This window comes from Pseudomonas sp. OV226, assembly GCF_003148705.1.
Taxonomy (GTDB): Bacteria; Pseudomonadota; Gammaproteobacteria; order Pseudomonadales; family Pseudomonadaceae; genus Aquipseudomonas.
On sequence record NZ_QGGS01000001.1, the window covers coordinates 170572 to 189614 of the forward strand.

Annotated in this window: 26 protein-coding genes; 15 read left to right on the forward strand and 11 right to left on the reverse strand. The window is 59.0% G+C overall.

The window, feature by feature from the left end; all coding sequences use genetic code 11:
* Positions 1-353: 353 nt before the first annotated feature.
* The 5 genes from C7534_RS00940 to C7534_RS00960 form a co-directional block, all read right to left on the reverse strand.
* Positions 354-626 carry a hypothetical protein gene (locus C7534_RS00940; protein WP_109784655.1) on the reverse strand — a complete coding sequence of 91 codons (273 nt, stop codon included), beginning with the start codon at positions 624-626 and terminating at the stop codon, positions 354-356.
* A 274-nt stretch (positions 627-900) separates the two neighbouring features.
* Positions 901-1581: an SOS response-associated peptidase gene (locus C7534_RS00945; RefSeq protein ID WP_109784656.1), complete on the reverse strand. Its 681-nt coding sequence runs from the start codon at positions 1579-1581 to the stop codon at positions 901-903.
* A 50-nt stretch (positions 1582-1631) separates the two neighbouring features.
* The gene (locus C7534_RS00950; protein WP_109784657.1) at positions 1632-2345 is read right to left on the reverse strand and encodes an ABC transporter ATP-binding protein; all 714 of its coding nucleotides are present in this window, start codon (positions 2343-2345) and stop codon (positions 1632-1634) included.
* Positions 2346-2348: 3 nt separating this feature from the next.
* On the reverse strand, positions 2349-3191 hold the full coding sequence (locus C7534_RS00955; protein WP_046027555.1) for an ABC transporter permease: 843 nt from the start codon (positions 3189-3191) through the stop codon (positions 2349-2351).
* Between the two features lie 10 nt (positions 3192-3201).
* The gene (locus C7534_RS00960) at positions 3202-4188 is read right to left on the reverse strand and encodes an aliphatic sulfonate ABC transporter substrate-binding protein (RefSeq protein WP_046027554.1); all 987 of its coding nucleotides are present in this window, start codon (positions 4186-4188) and stop codon (positions 3202-3204) included.
* 287 nt (positions 4189-4475) lie between these two features.
* Here C7534_RS00960 and C7534_RS00965 point away from each other — a divergent pair, with 287 nt between their 5' ends.
* A complete protein-coding gene (locus C7534_RS00965; protein ID WP_109784658.1) occupies positions 4476-5423 on the forward strand; it encodes an ABC transporter substrate-binding protein in 948 nt (315 codons plus the stop codon).
* A gap of 142 nt (positions 5424-5565) precedes the next feature.
* Complete coding sequence (locus C7534_RS00970) at positions 5566-6465, forward strand: polysaccharide deacetylase family protein (RefSeq protein ID WP_109784659.1); 900 nt, start codon at positions 5566-5568, stop codon at positions 6463-6465.
* On the opposite strand, the gene C7534_RS00975 is transcribed toward C7534_RS00970, so the two are convergent.
* Positions 6462-7352, reverse strand: a complete 891-nt coding sequence (locus C7534_RS00975) for a LysR family transcriptional regulator (protein WP_046027550.1) — start codon at positions 7350-7352, stop codon at positions 6462-6464. The two genes, C7534_RS00970 and C7534_RS00975, sit on opposite strands and share 4 nt — an antisense overlap.
* 127 nt (positions 7353-7479) lie before the next feature.
* On the opposite strand from C7534_RS00975, the gene C7534_RS00980 reads away from it, so the two are divergent.
* From C7534_RS00980 to C7534_RS01020, 9 genes are all read left to right on the forward strand, one after another.
* Positions 7480-8628, forward strand: coding sequence for a muconate cycloisomerase family protein (locus C7534_RS00980; RefSeq protein WP_177412207.1), 1149 nt, complete (start codon positions 7480-7482; stop codon positions 8626-8628).
* 9 nt (positions 8629-8637) lie between these two features.
* Positions 8638-8928, forward strand: a complete 291-nt coding sequence (gene catC, locus C7534_RS00985; RefSeq protein ID WP_077430274.1) for a muconolactone Delta-isomerase — start codon at positions 8638-8640, stop codon at positions 8926-8928.
* A gap of 51 nt (positions 8929-8979) precedes the next feature.
* Complete coding sequence (gene catA / locus C7534_RS00990) at positions 8980-9909, forward strand: catechol 1,2-dioxygenase (RefSeq protein ID WP_109784660.1); 930 nt, start codon at positions 8980-8982, stop codon at positions 9907-9909.
* 176 nt (positions 9910-10085) lie between these two features.
* A complete protein-coding gene (locus tag C7534_RS00995) occupies positions 10086-11045 on the forward strand; it encodes an AraC family transcriptional regulator (RefSeq protein ID WP_109784661.1) in 960 nt (319 codons plus the stop codon).
* Positions 11046-11369: 324 nt separating this feature from the next.
* Positions 11370-12734 (forward strand): benzoate 1,2-dioxygenase large subunit, encoded by a 1365-nt coding sequence (gene benA / locus C7534_RS01000; protein WP_109784662.1) that lies wholly within the window; start codon positions 11370-11372, stop codon positions 12732-12734.
* Positions 12731-13219, forward strand: a complete 489-nt coding sequence (gene benB, locus C7534_RS01005; protein ID WP_109784663.1) for a benzoate 1,2-dioxygenase small subunit — start codon at positions 12731-12733, stop codon at positions 13217-13219. Before benA ends, benB begins: the two co-directional genes overlap by 4 nt.
* Before the next feature lie 10 nt (positions 13220-13229).
* A complete protein-coding gene (benC, locus tag C7534_RS01010) occupies positions 13230-14243 on the forward strand; it encodes a benzoate 1,2-dioxygenase electron transfer component BenC (RefSeq protein ID WP_109784664.1) in 1014 nt (337 codons plus the stop codon).
* 7 nt (positions 14244-14250) lie between these two features.
* The gene (locus C7534_RS01015) at positions 14251-15024 is read left to right on the forward strand and encodes a 1,6-dihydroxycyclohexa-2,4-diene-1-carboxylate dehydrogenase (protein WP_077430273.1); all 774 of its coding nucleotides are present in this window, start codon (positions 14251-14253) and stop codon (positions 15022-15024) included.
* Positions 15025-15065: 41 nt separating this feature from the next.
* Complete coding sequence (locus C7534_RS01020) at positions 15066-15758, forward strand: alpha/beta hydrolase (protein ID WP_046027532.1); 693 nt, start codon at positions 15066-15068, stop codon at positions 15756-15758.
* 6 nt (positions 15759-15764) lie between these two features.
* Here C7534_RS01020 and C7534_RS01025 read toward each other — a convergent pair whose 3' ends face one another.
* On the reverse strand, positions 15765-16127 hold the full coding sequence (locus C7534_RS01025) for an NUDIX hydrolase (protein ID WP_046027530.1): 363 nt from the start codon (positions 16125-16127) through the stop codon (positions 15765-15767).
* A gap of 210 nt (positions 16128-16337) precedes the next feature.
* On the opposite strand from C7534_RS01025, the gene C7534_RS01030 reads away from it, so the two are divergent.
* Both C7534_RS01030 and C7534_RS01035 read left to right on the forward strand, forming a co-directional pair.
* A complete protein-coding gene (locus C7534_RS01030) occupies positions 16338-16535 on the forward strand; it encodes an SPOR domain-containing protein (RefSeq protein ID WP_077430272.1) in 198 nt (65 codons plus the stop codon).
* Between the two features lie 117 nt (positions 16536-16652).
* Positions 16653-17000 carry a hypothetical protein gene (locus tag C7534_RS01035; protein ID WP_109784665.1) on the forward strand — a complete coding sequence of 116 codons (348 nt, stop codon included), beginning with the start codon at positions 16653-16655 and terminating at the stop codon, positions 16998-17000.
* A 23-nt stretch (positions 17001-17023) separates the two neighbouring features.
* On the opposite strand, the gene osmE is transcribed toward C7534_RS01035, so the two are convergent.
* The gene (gene osmE, locus C7534_RS01040) at positions 17024-17371 is read right to left on the reverse strand and encodes an osmotically-inducible lipoprotein OsmE (RefSeq protein WP_109784666.1); all 348 of its coding nucleotides are present in this window, start codon (positions 17369-17371) and stop codon (positions 17024-17026) included.
* A 13-nt stretch (positions 17372-17384) separates the two neighbouring features.
* Positions 17385-17624, reverse strand: a complete 240-nt coding sequence (locus C7534_RS01045; RefSeq protein WP_109784667.1) for a hypothetical protein — start codon at positions 17622-17624, stop codon at positions 17385-17387.
* Positions 17625-17797: 173 nt separating this feature from the next.
* Here C7534_RS01045 and C7534_RS01050 point away from each other — a divergent pair, with 173 nt between their 5' ends.
* Together C7534_RS01050 and C7534_RS01055 are read left to right on the forward strand one after the other, a co-directional pair.
* Positions 17798-17998, forward strand: coding sequence for a hypothetical protein (locus tag C7534_RS01050; protein ID WP_109784965.1), 201 nt, complete (start codon positions 17798-17800; stop codon positions 17996-17998).
* 91 nt (positions 17999-18089) lie between these two features.
* Positions 18090-18425: a hypothetical protein gene (locus C7534_RS01055; RefSeq protein ID WP_046027522.1), complete on the forward strand. Its 336-nt coding sequence runs from the start codon at positions 18090-18092 to the stop codon at positions 18423-18425.
* Between the two features lie 25 nt (positions 18426-18450).
* On the opposite strand, the gene C7534_RS01060 is transcribed toward C7534_RS01055, so the two are convergent.
* Together C7534_RS01060 and C7534_RS01065 are read right to left on the reverse strand one after the other, a co-directional pair.
* On the reverse strand, positions 18451-18684 hold the full coding sequence (locus C7534_RS01060; protein WP_046027521.1) for a DUF6555 family protein: 234 nt from the start codon (positions 18682-18684) through the stop codon (positions 18451-18453).
* Between the two features lie 116 nt (positions 18685-18800).
* Positions 18801-19010 carry a hypothetical protein gene (locus tag C7534_RS01065; RefSeq protein ID WP_046027520.1) on the reverse strand — a complete coding sequence of 70 codons (210 nt, stop codon included), beginning with the start codon at positions 19008-19010 and terminating at the stop codon, positions 18801-18803.
* Between the last annotated feature and the right edge of the window lie 33 nt (positions 19011-19043).

Genomic DNA, 19043 nt, shown 5'->3' on the forward strand with positions numbered 1-19043 from the left:
CTGCGTAGCAGTCGTAAAATCTGACGCCGCGGTGTTTCAGAAAATCCGTGCATTCAGGATTGACGACTGCTACGCAGCCGGACGCAGGCTACGCCAGCTGCTACGGATTGTGCCTGGATGAATCACACCGCCTCGTTCCAGCGTATGTGCGTGATGCCCAGTTGCTGAGCCATCAAGCGAGCCGTTTCAAGGGTGGCGTGTGCCGCGATCTTTCGTTCGGACTGTGGATAGGCATGGGCGGAGGCCGAATGAATCGCGTCCACGAAAGAAGGAGGCCCGTAGGCCTCTACTACTGAGAGTGCAACGCTGTGCGGTTCGTTCAGCTCTTCTGCTGAGCGGGACCGGGCATCATTTCAAAGGTCTTCCAGACACGGAAAATCCGGGTGGGAAGCCCGATAGCCCAAGGCCTTGTCGATCCATGCATTCAGCTCGTTGAGCATGACCGGCGGTTGGCCGGCGTAGTTCGAGAGGGTTGAACGCAGTATGTCGTCGATATTGGGGGTAGAGCGCAGGTTTCGGGTCTGTATGTATTGCCCGATAAAGCAGTCAAGTTGATAGCGTTCCGTCATCGACAGGTACACACACTCCAGGCTGCTGACTTGATTGATTACAAGATCGTCGCGCAACTTAGTTCTCTGCAGGCTTGTTGATATTTAAGGATTTCCTTCTTTGTTGACTGTTTGGTCAACTGGGCGGTGCCACGGGAAACGCGGCGCGCATCCTAGCTTTAGTGTTTCTAAATGTATGTATGGCGAATGGATTGTCAGACAAGCGGTAATTGGGACAATAAGGCATACAACGGGAAGTGTTTCTAATATGAAACAGTCTGTGTAACGTTTATGCCGGGCATAGGTTTAGTTAAAACTTGCCTATATAGACAAAACTGCCTGGGCGGTCAGTTTAAATAAGCTTATTAATCAATGAACAACCTTGATTCCTGACATTCCCGACAGCTTTGTCGACCCTGTACCACTCAAACGTTTCGCTAGGTTCACCCTGTAAAAGCACCATCTGCTCGGCACGTTCCCTGGGTGTGGCCGGATCGAGCCATTCCCGTGCCAGCTCCGGGGACAACACCACCGGTCGCCGGTCATGTATGTCGAGCATGCCGCCCGCGCTGTCCGCCGTGATGATGACAAAACCGTCGTCGCTGCGCGGCTCGTTGCCAGCGCCGGGAAACTGACCAATGGCCGCGCAGCAAATCGGCGCGCAATCGCGTCGGCGAATCAACCATGGCAATCGCGTCGAATCCCCGGCATCGACCCATTCAAACCAGTTGTCGATCGGCACAATCGCCCGGTGTGGCCAGATTGCGCGGAAGAACGGCCCGTGAGCGACTTTCTCAACCCGCGCGTTGATTGGCGCCGCGCGATCTTTTGCCCAGTGCGGCCGCCATCCCCAGCGCACCGGATCGGCGTGCAATCCGTCAGGCTCAAGGTGCAGCAGGGCGAGTTGGGTGGTGGGCGCCGCGTTATAGCGCGCCAAGGGTTCGTTCCCGACGTGATTGATCATCGCGTCGGGAATACTCAGCACGGCGACAAAATCATGAATGCCACGGTATTGCGACAGTCGTCCACACATCGGCTGACCCTGCGGTTGGAAAGCACTGGCGGGAATGCTCAGCTTAGCCTTCAGATCACATGGGCACGCTGCAGTTCGGTCAATGACAACGCCTTCAAACCCGCCAGCAGCGAATCGCGCCGATCCCGTGGATGAGGCAGTTCCACGGCCAATTCCTGCCGGACGCTGCTGGGGCGATTGTCCAATATCAGTACCCGGTCGCTGAGATAGAGCGCTTCATCGACATCGTGGGTCACCAGCAACAGGGCAATGGCGTGACGCTCGGCAAGTTGCAGCAACAGATCCTGCAGCTTCATGCGCGTAAAGGCGTCCACCGCGCTGAAGGGTTCGTCCAACAGTAAAACCTGCGGTCGCGAATACAACCCCCGCGCTATCGCGACTCGCTGAGCCATGCCCCCGGACAGGGCTTTGGGCAGTGCCTGGGCGAAACCGCCAAGGCCGACTTCTTCGATCAGTTGCGCGACCCAGGCTTTGTCGTAATGGGAATCGGCGCTGAAACCGATGTTTTGCTCGACCGTCAGCCAAGGCATCAGCCGGGGTTCCTGGAAGACGAAGGCCACTTCCCCGGCGCTGTGACGCACTTCGCCCTGGAAGTCCTTTTCCAGCCCGGCGGCGATGCGCAGCAAAGTGCTTTTGCCGCAACCGCTGGGGCCGAGCAGGCTGACGGTTTCCCTGGGCCGCAATTGCAGGTGAATGTTTTTAAGGACGGTGGTGGTGGCGAAGGTTTTACGCTCGATTCGAATGTCCAGCAGGTGTCGGGTCATGGCTCAGTCCTCGGCGCTTTGGCCATTAAAAGTGTCGCGCCAGGCCAGGAAACGTTTCTCCAGGCTGGCGAGGAGGCCGTCACTGAGCTTACCCAGCAGCGCCAACACGATGATGGCGGCCAGTACGATGTCCGGGCGCGATGTCTCACGACCATCACTGAGCAGATAGCCCAGGCCTTTGGTGGCCGCGATCAATTCGGCCGCCACCAGAAACATCCACGCCAGGCTCATGCCGCTGCGCAACCCGGTGAACAGACCGGGCAGGGCGGCGGGCAGGAGAATTCGCCGGACCAGCCGACGGCGACTGAAGCCATACATTTGCCCCACTTCCACCAGTTTGCGATCAATGTCGCGGATGGCCGCGACGCCGTTCAGGTACACCGGAAAGAATGCGCCGATCGCGATCAGGACGATTTTCGAGGTCTCGTCGATGCCTAGCCAGAGCAACAACAGCGGCACCCAGGCCAGACTCGGAATCGAGCGCAAACCTGCAAACGTCGGTTCCAGATACGCCTCGGCTTCACGGCTCAACCCCACCCATGCGGCGAACCCCAACGCCAGGCTGGCGCCGATAGCGAAACCGAGTAGCACCCGCAGCAGACTGGCGCTGATGTGCTTCCACAGCGCACCGTCGGCCAAGTCTGCGAGGGTCAACGCGACCTCGCTCGGGGCCGGCATTTGGTATGACGGCAACCAGCCGATACGCACGACGAATTCCAGAAACAGAACGATCAGCACCGGCAACGCCAGACCCTTGAGGCGCAGGCGCCAGGCGTTGTTCAGGGACACGCTGGCGCGGCGCGATGGGAGCCGTTCGAGTGGCAGGTGTTTGCTTTTGCTGGTCATGAGCCCCCCGTTACTGACGGGCCACGGTTTCTTTGAAACCGGTATCGATCAGTTGATCGATGACCTGATCGACGTTGACCCCACGGCGAACCAATTCTTCGGACACGAGTATCGGTGCCGCGGCTTTAGAGGCGATCACATCCCTGGCGGTCAATTGCGGGCTGCTCAGGTCGGTGCGCGACAGTTGCAGCTTGGCCACTTCCAGTGGCAGGCCGGATTCGCTGGCCAGTAACTTCGCCAGTTCGTCAGGGTTTTTTACCGCCCAGACGCGGGCTTGTTCATAGGCATCCAGCACGGTATCGATGGTGTGCGGATGCTCCTTGGCATAGGTGTCCGTCACGCTGACCACGCCATAACTGTTGAATTGCGTATTGCGATACAGCAGGCGCGAACCGGCCTGAACTTCGCTGGCGGCCATGTGCGGATCAAGCCCGGCCCAAGCGTCGACGTCACCTTTCTCCAATGCGATGCGACCGTCCGGGTGCTGCAAATGCACCAGTTCGACATCGTCCTTGCTCAAGCCCGCCTGTTGCAGGCTGCGCAAGGTGAACAGGTAGGGGTCGGTGCCTTTGGTGGCAGCGATTTTCTTGCCTTTGAGATCGGCCACGGTTTTGTACGGCGAATCCTTGCGCACCACCAAGGCTGTCCACTCGGCCCGGCTGTAGACGTAAACCGACTTGATCGGGCTGCCATTGGCGCGGCTGAGCACGGCGGCCAGGCTGGCGGATGAAGCGAAATCGACGCCGCCGCTGTTGAGGTATTCCAGCGAACGGTTACTGCCCTGACTCAGGACCCAACTGACCTTGGTCTGTGGCAGGGCCTTTTCGAGGAAACCGAAGTGCTTGAGCACCAGACTCACCGGCGAGTAATAGGCGTAATCCAGATGCACTTCGGCCGGTGGCGTTTCGGCTGCCTGGGCCAGCGGTTGCAGACTCAGGGCCAGTGCGCAGGCCCCCAGCAGAGACTTGAAGGCGGGAAAGCGGAAGGTCGGTTTCATGGGCTGCTCCGGGCAAGGCTGGTTATATCCAAAAATTTATTATGTAGAGTCGCTTCCTGCGTAAAAGGAATATTGCAGGCTCTGTGCCATGTTCCGGGGCTACTGGTTTCTCGAGGGTTTTCGCTCATCAACGGTGTGAAGGATGTCGCTGGGCAAACAGTCTGTTGAGGTGCTGTTGCAGGGCCGACACTGTTTGTTTCTGGTCATTAACTTATGCCTAAATCGAATTTATAAAGGCTCTTGTAATAGCGGTAGGGTCTATAAGAAATAGCACTCTGGAGCCTTTGATGAACCTGTCCCGATTCGTGCGTGGTCTATTGACCAGCGCACTGTTTGCCGCCCCGATCACCTATGCCGCCGAGCCGGTGGTCCTGCATATCGGCGATCAGAATTACTACAACGTGCGTGCCTCGGTTGAGGCCTCGGGTGTATTGGAGGGCGCGCCCTACACCGTCGACTGGAAGCACTTCCAGGCGGCTGCGCCATTGGCCGAAGCGCTGAACACTGGCGCGCTGGACGTGGGGTTTCTCGGTGATTCCGGCTTTCTGTTCCTGGCGGCCAAACAGGCGCCGGTGAAACTGATCGGTGTGTCGCGGCAGAACCCGGACACCATTGCCTTGCTCGTGCCCAAGGATTCACCGGTTCATAGCATCGCGGATCTCAAGGGCAAGAAAGTCGCTTACTGGCCCGGCGCCTGGAGCCAGCAGTTGACCCTGCGCGCACTGGAGAAAGCCGACCTGCCGGAAGACTACGTCGACTTCATCAAACTGATGCCGATTGACGCCGCCGCGGCGTTGCCTCAAGGCAGCATCGACGCGTTCCCGGTATGGGAACCGTACATTTCCCAACAGATTCTGTTCTCCGGCGCGCGACCGATTCTGACCGCTAAAAACCTGATGCCCGGCTTGAGCGCCATCGCCGCGTCGACACCGGCCATCGACAGTAAGCACGCCGCCATCGCCGACTTCCTGGTGCGCCTGAAAAAAGCCCGGGCCTGGGTCGACAGCCATACCGACGAGTACGCCGATCTGTGGGCGAAAAAGGCCAATCTGGATCAGGACGTGTCTCGCCATTGGTTGCGTCAGGCGCACATGACCGTTGGCCCGGTGGATCAACAAGCGGCGGCGGATTTGCAGAGCACGGCGGACTTCCTGTTCAAGGTCAAGGCGCTGCCGACGGAACTGGCGACCGCCCCGATCATCGACCACTCGTTCCAGCAGGCATTGGTGCAATAAGCGAAGAGGGGGCTGCGGAACCAAACACTGTGTACCCTGATCCAACCTCGGCCCGCGCCATTGGCGGGCCGGCGAAGGAAGAACGGGCGAAGGACTTTGCCGTTTGAAGTGTTGACCGTCACGGTCTGACCCAAGGCAAAACATGAAACAACTGTTCAACGCATTTTGTGCACTCGCCATTGCCATCGGGCTGGCGGGCTGCATCGCTGCCCCCATCGAGCTGACCCCGCAGACGGAACAACGTCTACAGGCGCAGGCGCCAATTCGTTTTCTGCTGACCTATGACGACGGTCCCAGCGCGTCGAGTTTCTGGAACCCTACCGCGACGGTCCTCGACAGCCTGAAGGACAATCCTCTGCAGCCCGGTATCAAAGCGGTGTTTTTCGTGCAGACCGGTGCGCCGAGGGCCGGCGACAGTGACATCGGGCGGGCGCTGATGCATCGCGAGCATGAAGAGGGGCACGTGCTGGGTTTTCACACCGCTACTCATTGGCACACCAATCACCGTTCGCTGACCCCGCAAGAACTGGAGCAGTCGCTGAGCAAAGGCAGTGCTGACATCGCCGCCATCACCGGCGCGCCACCGACGTTGGTGCGTCCGCCGTTCTGGAATTACGACAAACGCGTCTTCGCGGCCTATCAGCAGCACGGCATGCACGTGTTGCTGACCGATTTGAGCGCCAATGACGGCAAAATCTGGGGATTCAACGCCAGCCCCCGACGCCGCTCGCACATGCTGCGTTCGATGTCCGAAGTGCGCGAGCGCATCGCGTTGGGCCAGTTGCCGACTGTGGACGGGGTGATTCCGGTGGTGGTGACCTTCCACGACCTCAATCGCTACACCGCCCGGCACGCGCGCGAATACCTGCAAATCCTGATCGACAGCGCCAGGGCCACCGGCGTGCCACTGGCGCAGAAGCCGTTTTACGACGATCGCGACGCGGTGCTGCAAGCGGCGATGGCGCGCACCGTCAAGGACAGTTCGCAGCCAGTAGAACTGCCGGGTTTCTGGAACTGGTTCTGGGACAAAAACTCCCATTAAAACCTGGCCTGCGGTTGCAGCTCCTCGATCACCTTCAAACAGTGACTCAACCCCGGTGAAACATCGCCCACCCGCCGACTGAGAATGATCGGTGACGTGGCGTTGTCTTCCAGCAATGGGGTAAAGCCAATGTCGTCGCGGTGCAGCAACTGCACCGAGGCGGGGACCAGCGTGACGCCGATCCCGGCCCCCACCAGTCCGATTGCCGTTTGCAGTTCGTTGGTCCATTGCGCCACGTGAATGCTCACGCCATAGGATTCGAACAGCGCAATCACATGGTCGGCATAGCTGGGGCGCGGGTTGCCGGGGTACAGCACAAAGGGCTCCTTCGCCAGTTCGCGAAGGCTGATCGGCCCGGCCAGCAGGGGATGGCCGGCGGGCAGGGCGGCGACCAGCCGGTCTTGGGTGAGCACGGTTTGAATGATCGCCGGGTCGTCGATGCGAATACGGCCGAAGCCGATATCGATACGCCCGGCCTTGAGCGCCTGCACCTGTTGCAACGTGGTCATTTCCGACAGCCCCAATTCAAGCTCCAGAGGCTCGCCGCTGCGTAAACGGCGGATCAGTTCCGGCAGCACTCCGTAAAGGGTCGAAGGCGCGAAGCCGATGCCCAGCCAGGTCTTTTCCCCCAGGCCGATCCGTCGCGTGTTGTCGCAGACCTTGTTCAGTTGCTCAAGCAGGGCGGTGGAGTGCTCATGGAAAAACCGCCCGGCCTCCGTCAGCTTCAGCGGTCGGCCACGTTCCAGCAACAACACCCCGAGTTCGTCTTCCAGCTGCTGGATCTGCCGGCTCAGGGGCGGCTGGGCGATGTGCAGCAGTTCAGCGGCGCGGGTGAAATTGAGGGTTTGAGCCAATACCTGAAAATAGCGCAGGTGACGCAGTTCCATGAGGCCTCCAGACGTCAGTCGTTTGCATACCTTAAAGGTATCAAGTCAGACCAATTCTATATTGGCGTCGCCAAAAAAGCCGTACGAGAATCGGTTCCAGAACTTTAAGAACCTGATGGGTATCGACATGCGTGCAACAGCCATTGAATCGATCGAGACGATCATCGTCGATCTGCCGACTATCCGCCCGCACAAGCTGGCGATGCACACGATGCAGAATCAGACCCTGGTGATCATTCGCGTGCGCTGCGCCGATGGCATCGAAGGGATCGGTGAGTCCACCACCATCGGTGGCCTGGCCTATGGCAACGAAAGCCCGGACAGCATCAAGACCAACATCGACAAACACTTCGCGCCCCTGCTGATCGGTCAGGACAGCGGTAATGTGAATGCCGCCATGTTGCGTCTGGAGCGCAGCATCCGCGGCAATACCTTTGCCAAATCCGGGATCGAAACCGCCTTGCTCGATGCACTGGGCAAACGCCTCGGCCTGCCGGTCAGCGAACTGCTGGGCGGGCGGGTGCGTGATGCCTTGCCGGTGGCCTGGACCCTGGCCAGCGGCGACACCGAAAAAGACATCGCCGAAGCGGAAAAAATGCTCGACTTGCGCCGCCATCGAATTTTCAAACTGAAAATCGGTGCCGGTGAAGTCAACCGCGACCTGGCGCACGTCATCGCGATCAAAAAAGCCCTGGGTGATCGCGCCAGCGTGCGGGTCGATGTCAATCAGGCCTGGGACGAAGCGGTCGCAGTGCGCGCTTGCCGGATCCTCGGCACCAACGGCATCGACCTGATCGAACAGCCGATCTCGCGCAACAACCGTGCTGGCATGGCGCGCCTGAATGCGATGAGCCCGGCGCCGATCATGGCGGACGAATCCATTGAATGCGTGGAAGACGCTTTCAACCTGGCGCGCGAAGGCGCGGCCTCGGTGTTTGCCTTGAAGATCGCCAAGAACGGCGGCCCCCGTGCCGTGCTGCGTACCGCCGCGATCGCCGAAGCAGCGGGCATCGCCCTGTACGGCGGCACCATGCTGGAAGGCGGCATCGGTACGCTGGCCTCGGCCCATGCCTTTGTCACGCTGAATAAACTGGCCTGGGACACTGAACTGTTCGGCCCGTTGCTGCTGACCGAAGACATTCTCAGCGAGCCGTTGGTGTATCGCGATTTCGAACTGCATGTGCCGCAAACACCAGGTCTGGGCCTGAGCCTGGACGAAGAACGCCTGGCGTTTTTCCGTCGCGACAAAACATCCACTTCCGTTCATCAAGCCTGAGGAGAGATCATGCTATTCCACGTAAAAATGACCGTGAATCTACCGGTCGACATGAACCCCGAAGCAGCCGCCAAACTCAAGGCTGACGAAAAAGCCCTGGCCCAGCGCCTGCAAGAGCAGGGCAAGTGGCGTCACCTGTGGCGCATCGCCGGGCACTACGCCAACTACAGCGTTTTCGATGTCGACAGCGTCCAGGAATTGCACGACCTGCTGATGCAACTGCCGCTGTTTCCCTACATGGCGATCGAGATCGACGCAATGTGCCGGCACCCGTCTTCCATCCGCGAGGATGACCGCTGAACCCAGCCTGTTCAGTTCGCTACGCTAATAATTACAAGATGAGGAACCACCATGAACGTCAAGATTTCCCACACTGCCAACGCCCAGAAATTTCTTGAAGACGCCAGCGGCCTGCTCAATGATGCCGGCAACCCGCGCGTCAAAGCCCTGATTTACCGCATCCTGCGTGACTCGGTGAACATCATCGAAGACCTGGCGGTGACTCCGGAAGAATTCTGGAAAGCCGTCAACTACCTCAACGTGCTGGGTGCGCGTCAGGAAGCAGGGCTGTTGGTGGCCGGGTTGGGCCTGGAGCATTACCTCGATCTGCTGATGGATGCCGAGGATGAGCAGGCCGGCAAGTCCGGCGGCACGCCACGGACCATCGAAGGTCCGCTGTACGTAGCCGGCGCGCCGTTGTCCGAAGGCGAAGCGCGACTCGATGACGGTCTCGATCCAGGTGTCACGCTGTTCATGCAAGGGCGCGTGTTCAATACCGCTGGCGAGCCATTGGCCGGTGCCGTGGTCGACGTTTGGCATGCCAATACCGGCGGCACTTACTCGTATTTCGATACCGCGCAATCGGAGTTCAACTTGCGCCGCCGGATCGTTACCGATGCCGAAGGTCGCTATCGTTTCCGCAGCATTGTGCCGTCGGGTTACGGCTGCCCGCCGGACGGTCCGACCCAGCAACTGCTCGATCAACTGGGCCGTCACGGCCAGCGTCCAGCACACGTGCACTTCTTCATCTCGGCACCGGATCACCGCCACCTGACCACCCAGATCAACCTCGATGGCGATCAATACCTGCACGACGATTTCGCCTACGCCACCCGTGACGAGCTGATCGCCCACATCACGTTCAGCGACGACCAGCAACGCGCCGCAGCGCATGGCGTCAGCGGGCGGTTTGCTGAAATCGAGTTCGATTTCACGCTGCAGTCGACCGCCCAGCCCGAAGAGCAACAACGTCACGAACGGGTTCGCGCACTGGAAGATTGATAGCGCGGTACTCCTACCCTGTGGGAGCCGAGCTTGCTCGCGATAGCGGTTTAACATTCAACATCTATGTTGATTGGCACTCTGTCATCGCGAGCAAGCTCGGCTCCCACAGGGATTTTCAGTCAATGTTCTAGAATGGAACTGACACCGCCGATAACAACAACGAGAGTGACCCGATGATGCACGCGCAACTGTTGAGTCAGCGCAGCAGAGTATTCGACCATGCCGACCCTTATGCGGTCTCGGGTTACGTCAATCAGCATGTCGGCAACCATTGCATCCTGATGCCCAGGGTCGGCCGACCGCTGGCCAGCCTCGATCACCGCAAATTCGCCAGCCTGGACCTGTGCCGCATCAGTTACGGCGCCAGCGTGCGCGTGACGTCGGGCGCGCTCGACAGCATTTATCACCTGCAAGTGCTGCTGCGGGGCAACTGCCTTTCGCGCGGAAGGGGCGAGGACCATTACTTTGCGCCGGGTGAGCTGTTGCTGATCAACCCCGATGAGCCGGTCGATCTTACCTACTCCGACGATTGCGAAAAATTCATCCTCAAAGTTCCCACCCGCTTGTTCGAGTCCGTGTGCGATGAACAGCGCTGGCGTTATCCGGGGCAGGGCGTGCGGTTTCTGGAGAACCTTTATCAGCTCGATGAGCTGGAAGGTTTTGTCAGCCTGCTGGCAATGATTTGCCAGGAAGCCGAGGCCACCGAACAGATTCCCCGGGTGCAGGAGCATTACGCGCAGATCATCGTCAGCAAGATGCTCAGCCTGATGAAAACCAACGTGATTCGCACCAGCCCGAGTGCGCCGTCGGTCACGTTCGAGGCGATTGCCGATTACATCGCACGCCACCTCAAACAAGACATCGACAGTGAAGAGCTGGCACGCCAGGCGCGGATGAGCCTGCGGTCGTTGTATGGGTTGTTCGAACGCAACGCGGGCACTTCACCGCAACACTACATCCGGCAGAAGAAACTCGAACGCATCCACCTGTGCCTGAGTGATCCGACCTGCAACGTGCGCAACGTTACGGAAGTGGCCATGGATTATGGCTTTCTTCACTTGGGGCGGTTCTCCGACAACTACCGCAAACAGTTCGGCGAGTTGCCGTCCGACACCCTCAAACGCCGGTATTGACAGACCGCCAAACCCTCGTAACAGCCGAGCTTGTAGCAGCTGTCGAGCTTGCGAGGCTGCGTTCGAGTGCGCAGCGCTCGCCGAGGAGCAATGCGGTCTGGCTGAAATATCGTGGGAAGCATTCTGCGAGTGCTGCGCACTCGAACGCAGCCTCGCAAGCTCGACAGCTGCTACACGCAGCCTCGCAAGCTCGGCAGCTGCTACATGAATCTGTGCATTCAATGCTGCACTAAACGGATACACGTCTGCACCCAACGGATAGTCCGCCCCATCCCCCCGTCCTAGCATGGCCCTGCCTGAATAAAAACAATGGAGGCGGCGGCCATGTCCCTGCGACCCGAATACCTTCAATCCCTGCTTGAAGATGACAAGGAAAACGGCATCTATCGCTGCAAGCGCGAGATGTTCACCGACCCCCGGTTGTTCGATCTGGAGATGAAACACATCTTCGAAGGCAACTGGCTGTACCTGGCCCACGACAGTCAGATCCCCAACGTCAACGATTTCTACACCACCACCATGGGGCGCCAGTCGATCTTCATCGCGCGCAACAAGGACGGTGTGCTCAATGCCTTTATCAATGCCTGCAGCCATCGCGGTGCGACGCTGTGCCGGCACAAAACCGGCAACAAAAGCTCCTACACCTGCCCCTTCCACGGCTGGACCTTCAATAACTCCGGCAAGTTGCTCAAGGTCAAAGACCCGGCGGCGGCTGGCTACCCGGCGAGCTTCAATTGCGAAGGCTCCCACGACCTGACCAAAGTCGCGCGGTTCGAGTCCTATCGCGGTTTCCTGTTTGGCAGCCTCAACGCGGATGTCGTGCCGCTGGTCGAGCACTTGGGCGAGTCAGCAAAAATCATCGACATGATCGTCGACCAGTCCACCGATGGCCTGGAAGTGCTGCGCGGTTCTTCGAGCTACATCTACGAAGGCAACTGGAAACTCACCGCCGAAAACGGCGCCGACGGTTACCACGTCAGCTCCGTGCACTGGAACTACGCAGCTACCCAAAACCAGCGCAAGCAGCGCGAGGCCGGTGACAGCAATCCGACCATGAGTGCCGGCACCTGGGCCAAGCAGGGCGGTGGTTTCTACTCCTTCGACAAGGGCCATATGTTGCTCTGGACCCGTTGGTCCAACCCCGAAGACCGTCCGCTGTACGAGCGCCGTGATGAGTTGGCCCAGGACTTCGGCCAGGCCCGCGCGGACTGGATGATCGAGAACTCTCGCAACCTGTGCCTGTACCCCAACGTGTACCTGATGGACCAGTTCAGTTCGCAAATCCGCATCGCCCGGCCGATTTCGGTCAACCGCACGGAAATCACCATTTACTGCATCGCCCCCAAAGGTGAGAGCGACCACGCCCGGTCGAGCCGGATTCGCCAGTACGAAGATTTCTTCAATGTCAGCGGCATGGCCACCCCGGATGATCTGGAGGAGTTTCGCTCGTGCCAGACCAGCTACCAGGGCAGCGTCACCACCTGGAATGACATGTCCCGGGGCGCCGAACACTGGATCGAAGGCGCAGACGAGGCGGCCAAAGAGATCGACCTGCATCCGCTGCTCAGCGGCGTGCGCACCGAAGACGAAGGCCTGTTTGTGCTGCAACACACATATTGGCAGGACACGATGCTCAAGGCCCTGGCCACCGAACAGAGCGAATTGATTGCCGTGGAGGCCGTGCAATGACCATCACCTACGACGCCGTGCGCGATTTTCTTTATCGCGAAGCACGCTACCTCGATGACAAACAGTGGGACGACTGGCTGGAACTGTACGCCGCCGATGCCTCGTTCTGGATGCCGTCCTGGGACGACAACGATGAGTTGACCGAAGACCCCCAGCGGGAAATCTCGCTGATCTGGTACGGCAACCGCACCGGCCTTGAGGACCGCATCTTCCGCATCAAGACCGAACGTTCCAGTGCGAGCATTCCGGACACCCGCACCTCGCACAACCTCAGCAACATCGAGCTGCTCGATCAGGCGGATGGCCTGTGCAAGGTGCGCTTCAACTGGCACACCCTGAGCTTTCGCTACAAGACCGTCGACAGCTATTTCGGCAGCAGTTTCTACACCCTTGATGTGCGCGGTCAGAACCCGCTGATCAAGGCCAAGAAAGTGATCTTGAAGAACGATTACGTTCGCCAGGTTATCGATGTCTACCACTTGTGAGGCGCCCGTCATGACTCATTCCATTGCGTTCAATTTTGAAGACGGCGTCACCCGGTTCATCGACGCCAATGCCGGCGAAACCGTGGCCGATGCGGCGTACCGCCAAGGCATCAATATTCCGCTGGACTGCCGCGATGGCGCCTGCGGCACCTGCAAGTGCTTTGCCGAAGCGGGTCGTTATGACTTGGGCGAGGACTACATCGAAGACGCCCTCAGCCCTGAAGAGGCGGAGCAAGGTTTTGTCCTGACCTGCCAGATGCGCGCCCAGAGCGATTGCGTGGTGCGGGTGCCGACGTCTTCGCAGGTTTGCCGCACCCGCCAGGCCAGCTACGACGCCACGATCAGCGCTGTTCGGCAGTTGTCCGACAGCACCATCGCGTTGTCGATCAAGGGTGAAGCGTTGAGCAAACTGGCGTTTCTGCCGGGGCAATACGTCAACCTCGGGATTCCGGGCAGCGAGCAGACGCGGGCCTATTCGTTCAGCTCGTTGCAGCGCGACGGCGAGGTCAGTTTCCTGATTCGCAACGTGCCCGGTGGCCTGATGAGCAGTTTCCTCACCAACATGGCCAAGGCCGGCGACAGCATGAGCCTGGCCGGGCCATTGGGCAGCTTCTACCTGCGCGACATCCGCCGCCCGTTGTTGCTGCTGGCCGGCGGTACAGGGCTGGCGCCGTTCACGGCGATGCTGGAAAAAATCGCCGAGCAGGGCAGTGAATATCCGCTGCATTTGATCTACGGCGTGACCAACGATTTCGATCTGGTGGAGCTTGATCGCCTAGAAGCGTTTGCCGCACGCATCCCGAACTTCAGTTACAGCGCCTGCGTGGCCAATCCCGACAGTCAGCACCCACTCAAGGGCTACGTGACGCAGCACATCGAGCCCCGGCATTTGAACGAGGGCGACGTCGACGTCTACCTGTGCGGCCCGCCGCCGATGGTCGAGGCGGTCAGTCAATTCATTCGCGAACAAGGCATCCAGCCGGCGAATTTTTATTATGAGAAGTTTGCCGCCAGCGCGGCCTGAGGTCGTCATGAACAGATTTCACGAAAAAGTCGTGCTGATTACCGGTGCTGCGCAAGGCATCGGTCGGCGGGTGGCCGAACGCATGGCCGCCGAAGGGGCGCGGTTGATCCTGGTCGACCGCTCCGAGCATGTCTTCGAAGTACAGCAGCAGTTGGGGCAGGGCAGTCAGGTGCTGGCCCTGACCGCTGACCTTGAGCAATACGGTGAATGCAGCCGTGTGATGCGCACCGCCGTCGAGCGTTTCGGGCGCTTGGACGTGCTGGTCAACAACGTCGGCGGGACGATTTGGGCCAAGCCGTTCGAGCACTACGAAGAGCAGCAGATCGAGGCAGAAGTCCGGCGTTCGCTGTTCCCGACGCTGTGGTGCTGTCATGCGGCACTGCCGTTCATGCTGGAGCAGGGCAGTGGCGCCATCGTCAACGTTTCCTCGATTGCCACGCGCAGCATCAACCGCGTGCCGTATGGCGCGGCGAAAGGGGGGGTGAATGCACTGACCGCCTGCCTGGCGTTCGAAACCGCCGGTCGCGGGGTTCGGGTCAACGCGACCGCGCCCGGCGGTACCGAAGCGCCACCTCGGGTCATTGCCCGCAACAATGCCGAGCAAAGTGCGGAAGAAAAGGTCTGGTATCAGCAGATCGTCGAACAGACGCTCGACAGCAGTTTGATGAAGCGCTACGGCACGCTGGATGAACAGGCCGGGGCTATTCTGTTTCTGGCCAGCGACGAGGCGTCGTACATCACCGGCATGATCATGCCGGTCGGCGGCGGCGACCAGGGCTGACGCGGCTCACTAAAACCTACCCATGAACAGGAGTCATCGTCATGAGTGACAGACCCACGATTGTGCTAGTACACGGTTTTTGGGGTGGCGCAGCCCACTGGAACAAGGTCATCGCTGAACTGCTGAGAAAGGGTTACACGAACATCCGCGCGGTCGAGATGCCGCTGACTTCCCTGGCTGACGATGCAGAGCGCACCCGCAAAATGGTCGCCCAGGTGCCGGGGCCGGTGTTGCTGGTGGGGCATTCCTATGGCGGCGCCGTAATCACCGAGGCGGGCGATCAGCCGAACGTGGTGGGGCTGGTGTACATCGCAGCCTTCGCCCCGGACGCTGGTGAAAGTCCCGGCAGCATCACTCACCAGCATCCACCGGCTGCGGCGGCGAACCTGGCCCCTGACAGCGATGGGTATTTGTGGGTCAAGCCGGAGTTGTATCACGAGAGTTTTTGCCAGGACTTACCTGCGTCCGAAGGCCTGGTGATGGGTATCACCCAGAAAGCACCGCTGGCCAGCACCTTCGGCGACACCATCAGCACCGTGGCCTGGAAGAACAAACCGTCGTGGTATCAGGTCTCCAGCGATGACCGGATGATCGCGCCGCAAAATCAGCAATGGATGGCTGGACGGCTGAATGCCAGGGAGATCCTGACCTTGAACGCCGGTCATGCGTCGCTGGCCTCAATGCCGGTCGAGGTTGCCGCGTTCATCGACAAGGCCGCGACGGCCCTGGCCTGAATACGCTTACAGGCGACGCCGAAATGCTTTGATGATCTGGCGAGTGGCATCGCTGGTGCTCAGGTTGTCGACCGTCTCCAGTGGATGCCAGATGCAGTCGACGATTTCATTTTGTGGCCGGGCCTGCTCAAGGTTCGGTGCCGATGCTTCATAGACATGGTGGCGGGTGCTGCCGGACTCCAGTTCCATGAGGTACAGCAGGTGGTCGGCGCCAAGGCCGGTTTCTTCCTCAAGTTCACGCAGGGCGGCGCCGCCTGTCGTTTCGCCGGGCTCGACTTTTCCGCCGGGCAAGCTCCAGCGACACCTGGGTTTGCGCACCAGCAGAACATGCCGATCCTGCTCGCAAATAACCGTTGCACGTACTTTCATTCGTTACCTGATAGTCGCTGTCACAAAAAAGACATCAAAATGCAACATTCGGGCCGAGCCCCCTGTTTCAAGGGTTAGAGCGATGGCCTTCGCGTAAAGTGCCATCGGGTGCTGGAAAACTGGCGCGACGTCTGGTTGGCACCTGGACAAAGGTCAGGTGTAAGGTAATCAGGTCAATCGTCAATTCTCACTGCCGAACAGGAGGTGACCATGAGCGTTCCGATGCTGAATAAAATGCGCATGAACGGTTATGAAGTACTCAGTGTGAACAACGGCCCCTGGCGGGTGTGCACCCAAGGTGATCGGCTGGGAGCTTTTAGCAGCCGGGAAGAAGCACTGGCGTATGCCGCGTCGCTTCCCGCCTATAGGGCAAGAGCGACACGAGCGCCAAGTCAGAAATCCGAATGACAGCCCATTTGAAGCCCCGGAATCCCGGGGCTTTTTTTGTCACGGAACCGAGGATGGAGGATTTGAAACGCGACATTTGAGTGATAGGGTGGCCGCTTTCACTCCAAGGAAGAACCCATGTTGAAAGGGCGCTGGATGTCGCTGCTCGTGTTGTCTGCACTCGGTTTGGCTTGCACGAACGCGGCTCAAGCGCAGACTCTCGGCGAAATACAAACGACTCCGCACGTGTGCGATGTCTTCCGTATATTGGCCGGATCGATCATGCAGTCTCGTCAGAATGATGAGTCAAAGGCCAGTTTGCTGGCAGTAAAATCGGGCAACCCGGACCATGACAAATTGGGCGCCATGTTAATCAACGACGCATACAGCCTGCCCGTTCGCAGTTCTCAAGAGCAAAAGAACGAGGCAATCAATGCCTTCGCCGATAAATGGCGCGATACCTGTAACAAGCCGGTTTCCGGCTAGCAGGTTTGGCAGTCCACGTTCGATCAGTAGCCGCCGCCACCCGAGCGGGTAGGTTCCCTCGCCCTCTCTTGGGCGTGACTCCACTCCGCACAGGTCATAAAGCTTTTGTGGTCGACCTGGCCGTTGCCATCGAAACTGATGCTGTACGGTTGATGCTGGCCAGCCTGCGTTAACCGGTAATCAAAACAGGTGCCAGGTACCACCGTGCGGTCGGTAATCGAGGCAGGCTGACCGCCAATTTTCTGCACTTGATCCTTGTTCATTCCCGTCTCGACCTTGGCGACCAGCGGTTGGGCACCGTAGATGTGTTCCTCGGTGCTGCAGCCACCCACCGCCAGTACAACCACCAGCGTGAACAAAGGCTTGTTCATTGCAACGCTCCTGTCAGTGGGCTTTCGTCCGGCTGATCACCTTCGCTTTGACTTCTTCGGCATAGCCCGCCAGTCGTTCCTCATCACCCTGAAACAACGCACACAACCTGAGAATCGCTTCCGCATCTACGTCATTACCGGCCAGGCGCAGCTGTTTTTCAATTCGCAGCAGTTCTACCGCCGACCACCTCAAATCCGACGCAATGCCTTGCAGGGCACGGCGAAGTTCATTTTCATCTTCGTTGAGCCACATGACGACCTCCCGCAATGTCTCGCCAAGAAAGATTAGTCCGATTTGGCCCGATGCGGCGTTTGTTCGTCCGTGAGGCAGAAGGTGGGTCCATTGGTCGGGAAAATGAGGGCAAGAGGCCCAGGTGGATGTCGTACGAAGGTCAGTGCCATTTCACCAGGGCGAGGCCACCCCCAATGAGCAAGACCGACGATTTCAGATTTCACGCCCAGGAGTTGATTGTTGATCTGGATGCCGCCACCACTGAGATGATGAAGCTGATTTCGGCTCACCAGTTCAGCGGCCCGGAGTGGGATCGGGTCACGCAATGGCAGCATGAGGCGTATGAACGGTGGATGGCCTATCTGAACGAAAGAACCTATCCAGTACCCCAATGAAAACAATGCCGCGCATTAAGTTGTGTGCAATAGATGGATGTCCGGACGGCGAAGCGTTACATTTCGCGTTTTTACGGGATAAGGATGCGTCATGCGGATGTTGATTGGGGGAGTAACGCTGGCAATGCTGGCGGGTTGTTCATTGCCGGCGTCGGTGGTGCCGGGTGAACCGAACGTCAGCAAATACAGTAAGAAGCCGCCAAAAGAGCTGGCCGCGTGCATCTTGCCGGTGTGGCAGAAAGAAGTTTCGAATACGACTCAGGTCGGCATTTCCAACGGCTACCGAATCAAGGCGCCGAGCATCATCACGGCGGATGAAGTGCTGGACATCGTCAAGTACAAGGACGGCAGCCGGGTTTCGCTGTATCAGGGGCCACCTTGGGCCAAGTCCGACGCGATGCGCAAGGCAGTGAAGAACTGTTTGTAAGTTGAAAGGGCGCGTTCCGGTCTCGTCAACCGGGTAATTTTACCCAGCTGACGTCGGTCAAACCTTTTGCTTGCGCATGGCTTCGAAGCGCCGCGTCGTTTTGTTGATCGTGATTTTGCCCATACGAAAGCCCAATCCCTGAATGCAGGCAGGCGTAATACCAAGCGTCTGCGGGGTGCATGTGCGTGTCCGACTGCACAAAAGTATGCCGCTCATCATTGAGGCAGTACGTGATTTGAAAGTAGCGAGTGCGAGTCATCCAATTCTCCAGGTGCAGTCACTACGACATTAATGGCGTAGTGCCAGTTCCCTTCGGATTCGGACTTCTGATTGCGCGAACAAAAACGGACAGGGACTCAGCGAGACGCACGCGGGTCACTGAGGTTTGTCCTGTTGAGTGCGCCCGGTTTTACGTCGATCCGTGCCTGTAGGATGACCGAGGTCTATCAGTCGTCTTTCAACCAGAATGTTTTCGAGTGCCTGGCGCGAGGCGGGATCCATTTGGTGTTCTCGCGCCTTGAGCTCCAGCAGGATCGGGCTCGACCAGGCGCGATAGGTTTTTTCGGCGTTGCGAACGGACGTCATCAATCTCTCCTTGATCAGTCGCCCCAATCCATA

Bases quoted from the DNA above. Each gene is read 5' to 3' on its own strand.
- C7534_RS00945 (WP_109784656.1), bottom strand. From the start codon at position 1,581: ATGTGTGGACGACTGTCGCAATACCGTGGCATTCATGATTTTGTCGCC.
- C7534_RS00950 (WP_109784657.1), bottom strand. From the start codon at position 2,345: ATGACCCGACACCTGCTGGACATTCGAATCGAGCGTAAAACCTTCGCC.
- C7534_RS00955 (WP_046027555.1), bottom strand. From the start codon at position 3,191: ATGACCAGCAAAAGCAAACACCTGCCACTCGAACGGCTCCCATCGCGC.
- C7534_RS00960 (WP_046027554.1), bottom strand. From the start codon at position 4,188: ATGAAACCGACCTTCCGCTTTCCCGCCTTCAAGTCTCTGCTGGGGGCC.
- C7534_RS00965 (WP_109784658.1), top strand. From the start codon at position 4,476: ATGAACCTGTCCCGATTCGTGCGTGGTCTATTGACCAGCGCACTGTTT.
- C7534_RS00970 (WP_109784659.1), top strand. From the start codon at position 5,566: ATGAAACAACTGTTCAACGCATTTTGTGCACTCGCCATTGCCATCGGG.
- C7534_RS00975 (WP_046027550.1), bottom strand. From the start codon at position 7,352: ATGGAACTGCGTCACCTGCGCTATTTTCAGGTATTGGCTCAAACCCTC.
- C7534_RS00980 (WP_177412207.1), top strand. From the start codon at position 7,480: ATGCGTGCAACAGCCATTGAATCGATCGAGACGATCATCGTCGATCTG.
- catC (WP_077430274.1), top strand. From the start codon at position 8,638: ATGCTATTCCACGTAAAAATGACCGTGAATCTACCGGTCGACATGAAC.
- catA (WP_109784660.1), top strand. From the start codon at position 8,980: ATGAACGTCAAGATTTCCCACACTGCCAACGCCCAGAAATTTCTTGAA.
- C7534_RS00995 (WP_109784661.1), top strand. From the start codon at position 10,086: ATGATGCACGCGCAACTGTTGAGTCAGCGCAGCAGAGTATTCGACCAT.
- benA (WP_109784662.1), top strand. From the start codon at position 11,370: ATGTCCCTGCGACCCGAATACCTTCAATCCCTGCTTGAAGATGACAAG.
- benB (WP_109784663.1), top strand. From the start codon at position 12,731: ATGACCATCACCTACGACGCCGTGCGCGATTTTCTTTATCGCGAAGCA.
- benC (WP_109784664.1), top strand. From the start codon at position 13,230: ATGACTCATTCCATTGCGTTCAATTTTGAAGACGGCGTCACCCGGTTC.
- C7534_RS01015 (WP_077430273.1), top strand. From the start codon at position 14,251: ATGAACAGATTTCACGAAAAAGTCGTGCTGATTACCGGTGCTGCGCAA.
- C7534_RS01020 (WP_046027532.1), top strand. From the start codon at position 15,066: ATGAGTGACAGACCCACGATTGTGCTAGTACACGGTTTTTGGGGTGGC.
- C7534_RS01025 (WP_046027530.1), bottom strand. From the start codon at position 16,127: ATGAAAGTACGTGCAACGGTTATTTGCGAGCAGGATCGGCATGTTCTG.
- C7534_RS01030 (WP_077430272.1), top strand. From the start codon at position 16,338: ATGAGCGTTCCGATGCTGAATAAAATGCGCATGAACGGTTATGAAGTA.
- C7534_RS01035 (WP_109784665.1), top strand. From the start codon at position 16,653: ATGTTGAAAGGGCGCTGGATGTCGCTGCTCGTGTTGTCTGCACTCGGT.
- osmE (WP_109784666.1), bottom strand. From the start codon at position 17,371: ATGAACAAGCCTTTGTTCACGCTGGTGGTTGTACTGGCGGTGGGTGGC.
- C7534_RS01045 (WP_109784667.1), bottom strand. From the start codon at position 17,624: ATGTGGCTCAACGAAGATGAAAATGAACTTCGCCGTGCCCTGCAAGGC.
- C7534_RS01050 (WP_109784965.1), top strand. From the start codon at position 17,798: ATGAGCAAGACCGACGATTTCAGATTTCACGCCCAGGAGTTGATTGTT.
- C7534_RS01055 (WP_046027522.1), top strand. From the start codon at position 18,090: ATGCGGATGTTGATTGGGGGAGTAACGCTGGCAATGCTGGCGGGTTGT.
- C7534_RS01060 (WP_046027521.1), bottom strand. From the start codon at position 18,684: ATGACTCGCACTCGCTACTTTCAAATCACGTACTGCCTCAATGATGAG.
- C7534_RS01065 (WP_046027520.1), bottom strand. From the start codon at position 19,010: ATGACGTCCGTTCGCAACGCCGAAAAAACCTATCGCGCCTGGTCGAGC.